This window comes from Peptoniphilus sp. HMSC075B08, assembly GCF_001815405.1.
GTDB classification, from domain to species: domain Bacteria; phylum Bacillota; class Clostridia; order Tissierellales; family Peptoniphilaceae; genus Peptoniphilus_A; species Peptoniphilus_A harei.
Genome location: NZ_KV820460.1, coordinates 75,799 through 89,544, shown reverse-complemented (window position 1 = coordinate 89,544; position 13,746 = coordinate 75,799). Strand labels below are relative to the sequence as shown.

The following is a 13,746-nucleotide window of genomic DNA, read 5'->3' as shown; positions in this document are numbered from 1 at the left end:
TTTTTTCAAAATGTGCATGAAATGTGCAGAACTTTTCAAGACAAATGTTCATATCCTTGTGGATAATGTGGATAAAGCTGGGGATAAAGTCTATATCACAAGTAGGCTTGTGGAAAGAAACTTGATAAGATTTTTATCAGCCCTCAAGTTCCATCCACTTTTCATAAAGCTCTTCTAGAGTATTTGCAAGGCTTTCACGCTCTATTGATAAATCGCTGGCTAGTTGATAATCGCTGTAAGTGTTAGAGTCTGCAAGTTTTGAGTCAATTGTGGACAACTTTTCCTCTAATGTTGAAATCTCTTTTTCAATTTTTTCTTTTTCCTTGCGAAGGGCCTTATTTTTTTTGCGTTTTTCTCTCTCTTCACGCTTTTCTCTTTCAATTTCTGTCCTGGACTTGTAGTCCTCATCATCAGTTTCCACTTCAGTGGTCTTTTCAAGATAATAATCGTAGTTTCCAAGGAAGGTGTTAATACCAGACTCAGTCATCTCAAAAATCTTATCAACAGTCTTATTTAAAAAGTACCTGTCGTGGGAGATGGAGAGTACAGTTCCCTCGTATTTCAAGAGGGCGTCTTCAAGGATTTCCTTGGAGTCAATGTCCAAGTGGTTGGTAGGCTCATCAAGGACAAGGAAGTTTGCCCCCTTTAGCATAATTTTTAAAAGAGATAACCTTCCACGCTCTCCACCCGAAAGCTCGTCGATGGTCTTGAAGATGTCGTCACCCACAAAGAGAAATTCTGCCAGGTACTTCCTGATTTGGAAGTGCTCAAGCCTTGGGAACTCGTCCCAAATTTCATCCATGACAGTTTTGTCTAGGCTTAGGTTGTCAAGCTCTTGGTAGAAGAAGGCCACGTCCACATTGGACCCCAGCCTGACCTCTCCAGATGTTGGGGAAATTTCTTCAGCAATAATCTTAAAGAGGGTGGACTTGCCCACTCCGTTGGGACCAATTAGGCCGATCTTGTCATTCTTGTAGACAAAGGCATTGAGGTCATGAAAGACTTGGTGGTCGCCAAAGGACTTTGAAAGGTCTTTAATCTCCAAGACATCCCTTCCCGAAGTCTTCTTGGGAGTGAAGTGGAGATTGGTCTTCTTGTTGGAAGTTGGCATCTCAATCCTCTGCATCTTATCTAGCATCTTCTTACGGCTCTTGCCCTGCTTGATAAACCTGTCACGACCAAGGTTCATGTACCTTTTTATAATTTCTTCCTGTCTCTTAATTTCCTTTTGCTGGTCTTCATATTGCCTCTTTAGGACCTCGAAGTCCTTCTTCCTCTGCTTCATATAGTTGTCGTAATTGCCCTTGTAAGTTTTAGTTCCACCATTTTCCAAGAGGACAATCTTGGAGACAATGTTGTTTAAAAAGTACCTGTCGTGAGAGATTATGATTACGGCCTTGTCAATGTCCTTTAAGTATTTTTCCAGCCAAGAGATGGCCCCAATGTCCAAGTGGTTGGTAGGCTCGTCAAGTAGGAGCAGGTCTGCATCTTCAAGAAGGAGCATGGCCAGGGCCACACGAGACTTTTGTCCACCAGAAAGGGTGGAGATGTCCTTGTCAAAGTCCTCTTCAGTGAAGCCAAGACCAATTAGGGTTCCCCTGATCTTGGAGTTGTAAGAGTAACCGTCCCTCTTGTGAAACTCGTCTTGGAGCCTTTGGTACTTCATGAGTTCTTCATCTAAGTTGTCTGGATTTTCTGCGATTATGTGCTCTTGATTTCTCAAGTTTTTTTCAAGTTCTATTAGGTCAGCAAAGATTGAAAGGCAGTTGTCGTAAATAGACCCTTCAGTGTGAAGGCTAAGCTGTTGCTCCAAGTAGCCTATCTTTAAATCTTTTTTCCTAAAAATTTCTCCCTCGTCGTAGGAGAGGTTTTCTGTAATTATATTAAAAAGAGTGGACTTGCCACTTCCGTTGATTCCAATAAGGCCAATTTTATCCTTATCTTCCACTATTAGGTTTCCGTCTCTAATAGTTTCTTCATCAATATAGGATTTTTTTATATTTGTTAAACTAAGTATTGGCATAATGACCTCCTGGATATATTTTATCAAATTAGGAAGACCTTTAAAAGAAGCTAGACCTGGAAGGGGTCTTAGAAGAAGTGAGTAAGTAAAAAATTATGACTTGATAAAAAAATACGACTTAATGAAAGTTTGTGACTTGATAATAAATTGTAAGATGATAAAAAATTATGAGTTTAAGAAAAACTGTGACTTTATAAAAAATTATGAATTGATAAAAACTGTGACTTAACAAAAATTTATAAAATAAGAAAAATTCCCAACAAAAAAACTCTACCATTAAAAGTAGAGTAAAAATTAGTCTGAATAGCCCAAATTTTTTGAAAAATCAATGCCGGCATTTTTCACGGCCTCAATATATTCTTTTTTGGACTCTTCTGTGATCCTTTCCTTGGGGATAACCACACCAATGGCGCCAACAAGTTGGTCCTTGTAGTTAAAGACAGGAGCCCCAATTCCAATGACAGAATCGATATATTCTGAATCAGAAACAGAAATTTTATTGTTTCTTATGTGCATTAAGTCATGCCTCAGGGCTTCCTTGTCAACAGGTGAGTCAAGGTAGTCGGAAAGGTCCTTTTTTAAGTAGTAGTTTATATAATCATCAGATTGAAAGGCAAGTATAGTTTTTCTAATTGCTCCCTTGTGGAGGTCAATCTCTATTCCAAAATTTTCCACAATCTTTAGGGAATGCTTGCCTTCAGCTTTTGAAAGCATAAGGCCCTTGTCCCCAGACTTAATAATAAAATAGGAATCCTCCATAGTCACATCAGACAGTTTTTCTAGGACTGCCTTGCCAACAGCTTGTGGATCCAGCTTTGATGATGCCTTGATCCCTAGGGGAATTAGGGCTGGTCCTAAGCCATAGAGGTGGGTCCTCTCATCCTTTGACACATAACCAACACCAATTAGGGTTGATAAAATTCTGTGGGCTGTGCTTGGGGGTATATTTAAAAATTCAGAGATTTCTGCAATTGTAAGTTCTCGATTTTCACTTTTTAAGATGTCTAAAACATTAGCTGCCTTGACTAAACTTTGAATCATAATTTCACCTTCCAGCTAAAATTATACCACATACTGGAAGCTATTTCATTCTTAGAAATGATGTCAGCTTTAACTTTGTCCATAAGTAAGGAAAAAGGAGAGTCTTTTAATTATTATAAGTTATATTTATATTTTTTGTAGGAAAAGTTAATTAAAGTTAATTTTTTGATTTTTTTAGAGCGGGAAAGACAAAGTTGTTGAAAATAATTTTTGACTTGTGAAAGATTATAATTTTATAGAATAGAAAATTTATAAGTTGTTTTTAGTAATAATTATTTTCTTGGTTAGTAGATTTTAGATTGATTTTGAAAAGAATCACAGTACCTGTGAATTGAGAAAAGACTTGTAAAGTTATAGTTAAAAATCAAAAATTATTAAACTATTTAGACAAATTTCAAAATAGTCTTGACAAGAAAAATAAATTTTATATAATTAAATTAACCATTTAGATAATTATCGAAATAGAATTAATGGAAGGGAAGTGGTCCAGTGTTTTCTGATACCTTTAAGGCCTTGTCAGACCCAGTTAGGCTGGAGATTTTAAATATGCTTAGGTCGGGCAGGATGAACGCAGGGGAAATTGCTGAGAAGTTTGACCTCTCCAAGGCGACGATCTCCCACCACTTAAAGATTTTAAAAGACCAAGACCTAATTTACGAAGAAAAAGAAAAAAATTTTATTTATTACGAGCTCAACACTTCAGTTTTCGAAGAAATACTTACATGGATTGTGAAATTCAAAGGAGGTCCAGATGAAAAATAAATTTAGGCTTAGGAAAAGCTCAATAATTTCTATAATTGCATCAATTTTAATTTTAATAACTTTTAATATCTTGTTTTACGACAAGATGCCAGCAGAGCTTCCAACCCACTGGAATTTCCAGGGTCAAGCTGATGACTACAGTTCCAAGTTTGATGCCATGGTCTTGACCCATGGATTTCTTGTAGTCATGAATATCTTCGCGTGCTTTATGCTTGACAACGACCCAAGGAACAAGAAGCAAAAGAACTTCTTAATGACACTTAGCAAGCTTGCCATGCCAGCTATAATGATAGTGGTCTACACTATAACAGTCATGGTTGGACTGGGAAGGGATGTAAATGTCTCAATTATAATTCCACTTTTTGTTGGTCTTTTATTTATCGTCATTGGCAACTACCTTCCAAAGACAAAGAGGAACTACACTATGGGGATAAAGCTACCTTGGACCCTTAACAGTGACGAGAACTGGAGGAGGACCCACAGATTAGGTGGTATTTGCTTTGTAATAATTGGTATTTCTCTTATAGTTTCAGTATTTTTAAAAAGTGAAATTGTATTTTTAGTTCCACTTATACTTGGTGGTTTAATTCCAGGCTTTTATTCTTATTATCTATATACTAAGGGAATTTAAAATTTAAAAAAGACTTGTTTAACTTCCAAGGCGTAAAAAAACTCTTGCAGATATTTTTGCAAGAGTTTCTTTTTTGTAAATTTTTATTTGCTAATTTATAATTTTCTATTTTTCCTAGATACTTCAAGGGGAAGTTTTTCTCTTTCCCTCTTAACCTTATTATTTTCTAATTTTAAGACTGCGTAATTTTTGTCTTCGCCAAGGTCCACTTCAATCTTGCCACTTGGGTCAACTATCAGAGAGTGAGCGTAGGCATTCTTTGATAAGTCATCATCTCTTGCTATGGCAGGAGAGACAAGGTAGCATTGTGAGTCCACTGCACGAGCCCTGTTTAAGAGGTGGAAGTGAACTTCCCCAGTCTTTTTCATGAAGGTAGATGGGACAAAGATGACTTCTGCTCCATAGTCCCTAAAAGTTTGGAAGAGTTCAGGGAACCTCAAGTCAAAACAAATTGCAAGGCCAAAAGTTCCGTACTCTGTTTCAAAAACTCCAAGAGACTTGCCGCCAGAAATTGTGTCTGACTCCTTGTAGCCCTCTATGTCAAAGAGATTGATCTTGGAATATCTGTAGATTTCTCGGCCCTTCTTGTCAAAGACATAGGACCTGTTGTAGATCTTTTCGCCTGACTTAATGGGGATAGACCCACCGATTAAATAAATTTCATTTTCTTTTGCCACTTGGCTCATCTTTTCATAAGTTTCGCCAAAGTCCTCTTCTGCAAATTTTGTGAAGTAGGAATTTTGGTAGGGGCAGTTCCACATTTCTGGTAGACAAACCACATGAGCTCCTTCTTTTTTTACAAGGCCAACATATTCTTCCATTGTTCTTAAGTTTTCCTTTTTGTCGCCCTTAGCAGGCAGCTGAATTATTCCAACATTAAAATCTTTCATACTTTTCACCTCAAATTATATTGAAAAAGCCAAGGCATAGGACCACTAGGCCAAGGACAATCCTGTAATATCCAAAGGGGATAAAGTCGTGTTCACGTACATAGCCCAAGAATTTTTTGATAACAACAAGGGCAACGATGTAGGAGATAACTCCTCCCACAAGGATCAAGAACCATTGCCATAGGCTAAAGGAAAAGCCAATTTTTAAAATCTTTAGGGCAGTTGCACCAAGCATTGTTGGGACTGCAAGATAAAAGGAAAATTTGGCAGAGCTTGTTCTTGAACAACCAAGTAGCATGGCACCTATAATTGTCGCTGCTGAACGAGATGTGCCAGGAACCATGGCAAGACATTGGAAAAAGCCAATGAAGAGGGCAGTCTTAAGGCCAATGTCATTTAGGGTCTCGTACTTAAAGTCCTTGTCCTTATTATTTTTTTCCATGACAATAATTATTATTCCGTAAAAGATAAGTGCAATGGCAACTGTAATTGGGTTGAAGAGGTGAGCGTCGATGAAGTCATCTAGTAGGAAGCCAAAAAAGGCTGCTGGCAAGAAGCCCACAATAATTTTTGCAATTAACCTCATTGTTTCAAGGTCCCTGTACTTAAACTTTTCCTTGAAGCTAAGTTCATTGTACTTTTCTTCTCCAATGACTGGGACAAGCTTACCCTTGGCTATGGGGTTGATGTCATAGAAGTAGAGATAAACTACTGCTAGGATGGCACCAAGCTGGATGATGACACTAAAGGCATTGGAAAAGGCCTTAGGCTCAAGTTTTATAAAACTGTCTGCAATTATAAGGTGGCCTGTTGATGACACAGGCAAAAATTCTGTAAGTCCCTCGATTATTCCAAGGAAGATTACTTTTATTAAGTCTAAAATCATATTTACCTCCAATATTTTTCAAAGTTTATTATAACATTATAGGTTAAAAATATAAATAAGATCCCTGCTTGTGCAAGGGTCTTTAAAAATTTTATTTACTTATTAATCGCTTCTCTGCAAGTTCAAGAATTTTGTAAATTCTTTCTTAAACATCAATTCAACAGTTCCCGTTGGACCGTTCCTGTGCTTGGCAATAATAACTTCACCAACATTTGGCTTTTCCGATTCTTCCTTTGTGTAATATTCGTCCCTGTAGAGGAACATTACAATGTCGGCGTCCTGCTCTATTGCACCAGACTCACGAAGGTCAGATAGGATTGGCCTGTGGTCAGTCCTAAGTTCTGGGGCACGAGAAAGTTGTGAAAGGGCAATGACAGGAACTTCTAATTCCTTGGCAATGGCCTTGAGGTTTCTCGATATGGCAGAAATTTCTTGTTGTCTAGATTCAGACCTTGATGACATCTGCATAAGTTGGAGATAGTCAATTACAATTAAGTCTAGTCCCTTTTCCACCTTCATCCTTCGGCACTTGGCCTTGAGTTCTAGTGGAGAGATTCCAGCTGTGTCGTCGATTTCCATTTTTAGGCTGGACACAATGGGCATGGTGTTGATTATTTTTGTCCACTCTTCTTCGTTTAAGTTACCACTAATTACCTTTTGGAGGTCAACGTGGGAAGTGGAAGAGATAATTCTCTGGAAGAGTTGGTTCTTACTCATTTCAAGAGAAAAGACGGCAACAGATGCCCCACCTCTTAGGGCAGCATTTGTTGCAATGTTAACCATGAGAGCAGTCTTACCCATGGAAGGTCTTGCTGCCAATAAAATCAAATCAGACTTTTGAAGTCCAGAAATTTTTCTGTCAAGGTCCACAAAACCAGTTGTAAGTCCCGTAAGGGCATTGGGGTTTTGGGCCTTTTTTTCCATTTCAGAGAAGGAGTCCAGGGCAATGCTTTTAATATTTACAAGTCCGTTTTTTGTGGAATCCTGAGTTATTTCAAAGACAGACTTTTCTGCAAGCTCAATGATGAGGTCTGCCTTGGCATCAGGAGAATAGGCAGCAGAAATCACCTTGTCTGATGAATCAATAAGTTCTCTTAGGATTCCCTTCTCCTTTATGATCTTGCAGTAGTATTTAATATTTGAAACTGCAGTTACATTTGATGAGAGGTCTGCAAGGTAGGTGATGCCTCCAGCTATTTCAAGGTCGTCAGTCTTTTTGAGTTCTTCAGCAATTGTTATAACATCAGCTGCTTCATTTCTGTTGTAAATATTTAAGATGGCATTATATATTTTTCTGTGGGCCTCTTGGTAGAAGTCTTCAATTTTTAAGAGCTCAATAGATGTTGTGATGGCTTCCTTGGAAAGCATCATGGACCCAAGAGCTGACTCCTCTGCCTCCAAGTTGTGGGGAGGCATCTTTAAATTTGAAACAGAATTAAAATTTAATTCTCCCTTTGCTTCCATATCAATCAAGATTCCGGTCTAACATTAACCTTTAGAGTAGCAACAATATCTGGATAAAGTTTGATGTCAATGTTTTTCATGCCAGCTTCCTTGATGTTTTCTTCAAGAAGAATTTTTTTCTTATCAACATCAATTTTGTGTTCTTGTTTTAATTTCTTTGCAATGTCAGCAGAAGTGATGGCACCAAATAGTCTTCCACCTTCTCCGGCCTTAGCCTTAATAGTTAAAGTTATTTCGCTAATTTTTTTCTTGATTTCATTTGCCTTAGCACGGTTTTCTTTTTCTAATTTTTCTTCTTCTGCTTTATTTTTCTTCCAAGTTTCCATGTTTTCTGGAGTAGCTTCAATGGCAATACCCCTTGGTAACAAGAAGTTTCTAGCATAGCCAGTTTTAGCGTTAACAATTTCGCCTTTTTTACCTAAAGTTTTGTCGTCCTTAATTAAAATTACTTTCATATTATTCCTCGCTTTTATTATCAGTTAAATATTCGTCAATAGCTTCTGTTAAAATCTTTTCTGCTTCGTCTAAGTCAGTGGTATCAAGTTGGGCTCCAGCCATATTCAAGTGGCCGCCTCCACCAATTTTTTCTAAGATAAGTTGGACTGAAACAACCTCTCCACGAGACCTTCCTGATATGTGGGTCTTGCCATCATTTATTGTGAGAACAAAGGATGCGTCAATTCCATTTATATCAAGTAGGGCATCGGCAGCTTGGGCTGCAACGAGAACAGAGTTGTTGGACTCCTTATCAAAGCGTGATACAGCAATATTATCGTGGATCATCTTTGTATTGTGAATTACTTCTGCCCTGTAAACCATGGTATCTAAGTCGTCTTGGAAGAGGGCCTTTACCTTTATCATGTTGGCTCCGGCTCTTTTTAAGACGGAAGCTGCTTCAAAGGTCCTTACACCAGTTTGGAAGGAGAAGTTCTTAGTGTCTACAACTATACCACTCATTAGGGCGTCTGCCTCAAAGTGAGTTAGGTTTAAGTCGCTTGACATATAAGTTAGCATCTCAGTTATAAGTTCACAAGTTGAAGAAGCATAAGGTTCAACATATTGTAGAACTGGATTGTCCACAAATTCCTTGCCCCTCCTGTGGTGGTCTATAACAACAATTTGGTTAGTCTTGTCCAAGAGTTCAGGACATTCTGTAAAGGATGGCTTGTGGTTATCCACTAATACCAAGAGAGAAGAGTGCTTAATCCTATTAATAGCAGTTTCTCTAGAAATTACTTTTTCATAAATTTCTGGCTCTTCTTCCTTCATCCTGTCAATTAAATTGTCAATTGATGGGTTGGATTTTTCAAGGACAATATAGCCTTCCTTGTTCCTATTTAAGGTTGCACGAAGACAACCAATAGCTGCACCAATGGCATCCATGTCAGGATTTTTGTGGCCCATGATGTAGACATTTTCAGACCTCTCAATTAATTGTTTAAGGGCTTCACCAATAACCCTTGCCTTAACCTTGTTTCTCTTTTCAACAGCCTTGGATTTACCACCAAAGAATTCATAGTTATCCTCAACCTTAACAACAGCTTGGTCGCCTCCACGACCTAGGGCTAAGTCAAGAGATGAGTCTGATTCAACATAGGCATCCTTGAAGTTAAGTCCAAAAGAAGAAACTCCAATGGAAAGAGTAATTGGGATTGAGTTCCCCTTGTTTAGGTCTCTCAAGTCATCTAAGATATCAAATTTCTTTTCCTTAATTGCCCTTAGGGACTTAAAGTTCATAACAACAAGGTAGAGGTCCTCATCAGACTTTCTCACAAGGGCATCGTACTCTTCAAAGTATTGAGAAATTGTTGAGTCAATCTCTGCAATGAGAAGGGGTCTGATTTCTGATGGGGCAGAAGATATGGCCTCATCAAAGTTATCTACTTCCACCTTTGCCACAATGGCAAAGTCATCAGTGTACTTGTCCTTTAAATTTTGGTAGGCAGTGTTGTCCACTAGATAAAATAGGACAGACCTGCCTTCTCCCTTTTCAGACTTGTTTTCAACAACGTTGGTATAGATGTTAAAAAATCTTTTGTTTAATTCAACAGGGATTGTCCTCTCACCCTGGGAGTTTAAGATATTAGCGATATCAATATCTCCAATTAGGTTTTCAAGGTCACTGTCTATTACATCCTTTTCGTTGAAAAGATTGATAAAGGGTGTGTTGTACCAAAGTATTTTTGCCTTTTCGTCAGTAACAACTAGGGGAAAGGGCATGTCAAAGATTGCCTGCTTAGTCAGGGAATCAAATCTTTTATTTAAGTTTTCAAGGTTTTTTAAATTTTCTTCATTTTTGCTATTTATTTTGTTGTAGGCCAAGAAGGCTACATAGGCAAGTCCTAGGATCCCAAGAAGACCATAGAGAGGTCTAACAAACAGTAGGATAAGGATAAGTATTATTCCAAAAATAAAAAATGGAAGAAAATCTTTAAAATTATAATTATTTTTCATAGCATTCCCACTTATTTAATTTTTCTAAAGTTAACAATTTGATCAAGACCACCAAGTATTATCACAAAAATCTGAAGAGATGAAATAGTGAAGCTCAGTCCAATTAATATAAATTGTAAAAACCTCTTTACTCCAAACCTCGTCATGTAAAACTTGGCTATGGCAAGACCAGATACATAGAGCATAAAAAACACTAGATTCATTAGGTTTATCATAAAGACTTGTCCTGTGGGTCCAAAGTAGTCGCCAGTTAGTGAAAATAGGGCAAGACTCACAAGAGACAAGATTATAATCTCTCTTGGAAACTTCAAGAACTCAAGAGAAGATGGTTGAATAATAAAGACCCCTCTTGCAAGAAGACTTCTCCCAGCCCATGTATAAGTGACATAGGATGTCACAAGGGATGTGATAATTAGGACTGATGGAAGAATTTGTAAGAACCTCTTGTAGTAAAGCTCAACATTTTCTGTGAAAATCGCCATAGTCCCTGAAGATAATAAATCTTCACCTGCTAGATTTTTGTAAAATTCTGTAATTGCATTAATAGTTTCCTTTGAATTTAGAACTTCACTATTGATCCCAAAGGCAAAGAATAAAACCATTATTGATGTAAAAAATATTAAAGATGTCGCCAAGATAGTCATGGAGACAGATCTTTTCGTAGTTATCATGTAGTGAAAAATTAAGATGAAGGGACCAAAGATTGTAAAGACAACTATGGCTTGGACAGGTCCCATAAAGGCCCCAAGTAATAGTACAACAGCAAGAAGTGTTGCCATTACTTTTATTATTCCTTCCTTCACAGATTCAGCTACATACATAGAAGGAAACAAAATATAGAGAAAGGGAAAGATCATTCCAAGAGTGGAGATGACAATAGACCTTGTGAAGAGTCTAAAGAGTCCCTTATAGTCAGTTTCTTTTTCCAATAAATCAACTCCTATCCACCATATTTTACCATAGAAATCAAATTTGATAAAGAAATCTAGCTTGACTTTAACTTATTGAAGTAAATAAAAAAAGTCCCTAAAATTAGGAACTTTTAAAAACTTAAATTTCTTTACTAAAGTAAGACAAGAATAGGGCGCCTGGACCTGTGTGTGTTCCAACAACGCTACCGATTTGTATAAACTCTGGTGAGGATATTTTATCTTCCCAAAGACTCTTTGTCTCTCTTAGGTATTTTTCAATTTTGCTGCTGTCACGACCTGTGTAGCCAAGTTTTATTGGCATGCCAAAGTCAATAGAACCAGTCTTTTCTATTTCGCTAATGAAAAGATTGTTGGCGTTTTTTATTCCCTTGGCCTTGCCCACAGATGTAATTGCCCCATCCTTCATAGAAAGGAGGACCTTAACAGAGAAGAGGTTTCCTAGAAGAGCTGATGTCTTTGAAATCCTTCCGCCTCTTTCAAGGTATTCTAAGGTGTCAACTAAAACAACAAGTCTAAGTCTCTTCTTAGCTTCATCAAGTAGTTCTTTTATTTCTCTTGCAGACTTACCTTCTTTTACAAGTCTTGTGGCATAGTCCACAAGGGCTCCTTCTGCGTTGGAAACATTTAAGCTATCTACTATAAAAATTTTATCTTCAAGGCCTTCACTGGCAAGCTTGGCACTTTGATAAGTTCCCGATAACTTTGATGACAAGACAATAACCACTGCCTCGTCCCCATTATCGATTACTTCCTTGTAAATATCCATAAAGGCTACAGGAGTTGGTTGACTTGTCATAGGAAACTCTTCCTTCTTCTCTAGTCTTTCATAAAATTCGTCCTTTGTAATATCAACTGAATCTAAAAAGTCTTCATCTCCAAAGGTAACGTGAAGGGGAACTACTATTAAGTCCTTCTTAATATTTTCTTCCACATCACAAGTTGATCCTACAATTATTTTTACTGCCATATATTTCCTCTCAATTATAAATCTATAGTCTAAATTTGAATTCCATCAAATTAAAGTTTTTCTTCTGTCAAGTTCTCAATATTTTCTGAAAGGGCACCTAGGACTTCATAAAAAATTTCCTTTTTGTCCCCTGAAATATTTTTGTTCGCAAGCTCAATGTATTCCATGGTCCTTTCACTTATCTTGGCACCTATGAGCCTTCCCTTTTCTGTGAGATAAAAGCTGCCTCCGTAGTTGTTCTTATTGTTTGATTTTTTTTCTACGATGCCAGACTTTATCATTTGGTTTAGGTTCCTCGACACGTCAGACTTATCCTTGCCGCTTATTTTTACAAGCTCCATAGAATTTAGTTTGTCGTGGTCGTAAAGGGCCAGCATATAGATTAGCTGACTTGCGTTTAGGCCAAAGTCCTTCATGACTTGGCCTGCTAACTTTTGCCAGTTCTTTACAAGATTAAAGATCTCGCTGGAAAAGTAATTGAATTTATCTAGCATAAACACCCCACTAATTTGATGTAAATTTAAGTATAAATAATACTTGTTGACATGTCAACATTTAAATCTTTGGAGATTTTTTATTAAAAATTTGTGTTAAAATGTCATGAGAGATAAACTTCTTAAGGAGATGATTTTATCAATAGGTATTCAAAAATAACTAATAAGACAAAGAGGGAAATTGTCCTTTTAAAGGCAAGGCCTTGCAAGTGGGGGAAGTGTACTTTTTGTGATTATATAGAAGACAATGAGATAGATAATAAGAAGATAGACGAGATAAATCTTGAAGTCTTAAAAAATGTCACGGGAGAGTTTGGAGTCCTAGAAGTGATTGACTCTGCATCAGTTTTTGATTTGACGGAAAATACACTTAAAGAAATAAAAAAAGTAGTTGAGGAAAAAAATATAAAGAGATTATTTTTTGAAGCTCACTGGATTTATAGGAATAGACTTGACGAGATAAGAGACTTTTTTGGAATCCCCATAACTTTTAAGACGGGAATAGAAACTTTTGATAACGACTTTAGGGAAAATGTCCTAAAAAAAGGTGCAAACTTTAAAGACTATAGGGAAGTTAAAAAATATTTTGACTCACCCTGCGTCATGGTGGGCATAAAGGGTCAGACAAGAGAAATGATTGATAGGGACATGGAAATTATAAAAGAATTTTCTCATGCTACAGTAAATATTTTTATGAATAATTCAACCGAAATAAAAAGAGATGAAGATCTTGTGAAGTGGTTCATAGAAAAATACAGGTATCTTGAAGATGATCCAAGAGTTGATATTTTATTTGAAATAACAGATTTTGGTGTAGGCTAAAAAAGACGCTGTGATTAAATTAACAGCGTCCTTTTTTATTAGACTTCTTATATTTTAATATTTTATAAATAGTTAAAATAGATAAGGAACTAAGAAAAATAAAAACATGATTTTGTGGTGATTCAGATGCCATTGGAGAAATAAAATCTCCAATGAAGAATTCTATCAAAACTAAAATAATATAAATTATAGCAATACATTTTAGATGGTTACTAAATTTAAAACTATAAATTTTTTCAAAAAAGCTTAAAATAAGTAGGCTTAAAATACTATATATCAAGACGGCTATTTTATTTATTGGATAAAAATAGTTTACAAATGCAAGTGCTATAAAGACAAATAGATATAGGATATGCAAATTTGTATTTTTTAAAAGTTTC

13 protein-coding genes are annotated in these 13,746 nt (G+C 36.7%); 3 read left to right on the top strand and 10 right to left on the bottom strand.

The features are described 5' to 3' along the window. Positions 1-136 precede the first annotated feature (136 nt). On the bottom strand, positions 137-2,023 hold the full coding sequence (locus tag HMPREF3023_RS09010; protein ID WP_070702760.1) for an ABC-F family ATP-binding cassette domain-containing protein: 1,887 nt from the start codon (positions 2,021-2,023) through the stop codon (positions 137-139). 294 nt (positions 2,024-2,317) lie between these two features. After that, the gene (locus tag HMPREF3023_RS09005) at positions 2,318-3,064 is read right to left on the bottom strand and encodes an IclR family transcriptional regulator (RefSeq protein ID WP_070702759.1); all 747 of its coding nucleotides are present in this window, start codon (positions 3,062-3,064) and stop codon (positions 2,318-2,320) included. A gap of 489 nt (positions 3,065-3,553) precedes the next feature. Here HMPREF3023_RS09005 and HMPREF3023_RS09000 point away from each other — a divergent pair, with 489 nt between their 5' ends. After that, positions 3,554-3,826, top strand: a complete 273-nt coding sequence (locus HMPREF3023_RS09000; protein WP_070702758.1) for an autorepressor SdpR family transcription factor — start codon at positions 3,554-3,556, stop codon at positions 3,824-3,826. After that, entirely contained in the window at positions 3,816-4,457 is a 642-nt protein-coding gene (locus tag HMPREF3023_RS08995; protein WP_070702757.1) for an SdpI family protein, read from the top strand. The genes HMPREF3023_RS09000 and HMPREF3023_RS08995 overlap by 11 nt, the downstream gene beginning before the upstream one ends. 95 nt (positions 4,458-4,552) lie before the next feature. Here the strand turns inward: HMPREF3023_RS08995 and HMPREF3023_RS08990 are convergent, their stop codons facing one another. The 8 genes from HMPREF3023_RS08990 to HMPREF3023_RS08955 form a co-directional block, all read right to left on the bottom strand. Then, positions 4,553-5,347, bottom strand: coding sequence for a carbon-nitrogen hydrolase family protein (locus tag HMPREF3023_RS08990; protein ID WP_070702756.1), 795 nt, complete (start codon positions 5,345-5,347; stop codon positions 4,553-4,555). Positions 5,348-5,357: 10 nt separating this feature from the next. Continuing rightward, a complete protein-coding gene (locus HMPREF3023_RS08985; protein ID WP_070702755.1) occupies positions 5,358-6,233 on the bottom strand; it encodes an undecaprenyl-diphosphate phosphatase in 876 nt (291 codons plus the stop codon). A 102-nt stretch (positions 6,234-6,335) separates the two neighbouring features. Beyond that, positions 6,336-7,697: a replicative DNA helicase gene (gene dnaB, locus HMPREF3023_RS08980; RefSeq protein WP_070702788.1), complete on the bottom strand. Its 1,362-nt coding sequence runs from the start codon at positions 7,695-7,697 to the stop codon at positions 6,336-6,338. A 5-nt stretch (positions 7,698-7,702) separates the two neighbouring features. Beyond that, on the bottom strand, positions 7,703-8,152 hold the full coding sequence (gene rplI / locus HMPREF3023_RS08975) for a 50S ribosomal protein L9 (RefSeq protein WP_070702754.1): 450 nt from the start codon (positions 8,150-8,152) through the stop codon (positions 7,703-7,705). 1 nt (position 8,153) lies between these two features. Beyond that, positions 8,154-10,151, bottom strand: a complete 1,998-nt coding sequence (locus tag HMPREF3023_RS08970; RefSeq protein WP_070702753.1) for a DHH family phosphoesterase — start codon at positions 10,149-10,151, stop codon at positions 8,154-8,156. Positions 10,152-10,162: 11 nt separating this feature from the next. Then, positions 10,163-11,080: a DUF2232 domain-containing protein gene (locus tag HMPREF3023_RS08965; RefSeq protein WP_070702752.1), complete on the bottom strand. Its 918-nt coding sequence runs from the start codon at positions 11,078-11,080 to the stop codon at positions 10,163-10,165. Between the two features lie 121 nt (positions 11,081-11,201). Then, on the bottom strand, positions 11,202-12,050 hold the full coding sequence (locus HMPREF3023_RS08960) for a DegV family protein (protein WP_070702751.1): 849 nt from the start codon (positions 12,048-12,050) through the stop codon (positions 11,202-11,204). Positions 12,051-12,100: 50 nt separating this feature from the next. Beyond that, positions 12,101-12,544, bottom strand: a complete 444-nt coding sequence (locus HMPREF3023_RS08955; protein ID WP_070702750.1) for a MarR family winged helix-turn-helix transcriptional regulator — start codon at positions 12,542-12,544, stop codon at positions 12,101-12,103. A gap of 327 nt (positions 12,545-12,871) precedes the next feature. On the opposite strand from HMPREF3023_RS08955, the gene HMPREF3023_RS08950 reads away from it, so the two are divergent. Then, positions 12,872-13,366 carry a radical SAM protein gene (locus HMPREF3023_RS08950; protein ID WP_246829209.1) on the top strand — a complete coding sequence of 165 codons (495 nt, stop codon included), beginning with the start codon at positions 12,872-12,874 and terminating at the stop codon, positions 13,364-13,366. Positions 13,367-13,746: the final 380 nt, after the last annotated feature.

What these genes read in the sequence shown, in the direction of transcription:
- HMPREF3023_RS09005 (WP_070702759.1), bottom strand. Translation starts at nt 3,064, where the DNA reads ATGATTCAAAGTTTAGTCAAGGCAGCTAATGTTTTAGACATCTTAAAA.
- HMPREF3023_RS09010 (WP_070702760.1), bottom strand. Translation starts at nt 2,023, where the DNA reads ATGCCAATACTTAGTTTAACAAATATAAAAAAATCCTATATTGATGAA.
- HMPREF3023_RS08970 (WP_070702753.1), bottom strand. Translation starts at nt 10,151, where the DNA reads ATGAAAAATAATTATAATTTTAAAGATTTTCTTCCATTTTTTATTTTT.
- HMPREF3023_RS08995 (WP_070702757.1), top strand. Translation starts at nt 3,816, where the DNA reads ATGAAAAATAAATTTAGGCTTAGGAAAAGCTCAATAATTTCTATAATT.
- HMPREF3023_RS08960 (WP_070702751.1), bottom strand. Translation starts at nt 12,050, where the DNA reads ATGGCAGTAAAAATAATTGTAGGATCAACTTGTGATGTGGAAGAAAAT.
- HMPREF3023_RS08985 (WP_070702755.1), bottom strand. Translation starts at nt 6,233, where the DNA reads ATGATTTTAGACTTAATAAAAGTAATCTTCCTTGGAATAATCGAGGGA.
- rplI (WP_070702754.1), bottom strand. Translation starts at nt 8,152, where the DNA reads ATGAAAGTAATTTTAATTAAGGACGACAAAACTTTAGGTAAAAAAGGC.
- dnaB (WP_070702788.1), bottom strand. Translation starts at nt 7,697, where the DNA reads ATGGAAGCAAAGGGAGAATTAAATTTTAATTCTGTTTCAAATTTAAAG.
- HMPREF3023_RS08990 (WP_070702756.1), bottom strand. Translation starts at nt 5,347, where the DNA reads ATGAAAGATTTTAATGTTGGAATAATTCAGCTGCCTGCTAAGGGCGAC.
- HMPREF3023_RS08955 (WP_070702750.1), bottom strand. Translation starts at nt 12,544, where the DNA reads ATGCTAGATAAATTCAATTACTTTTCCAGCGAGATCTTTAATCTTGTA.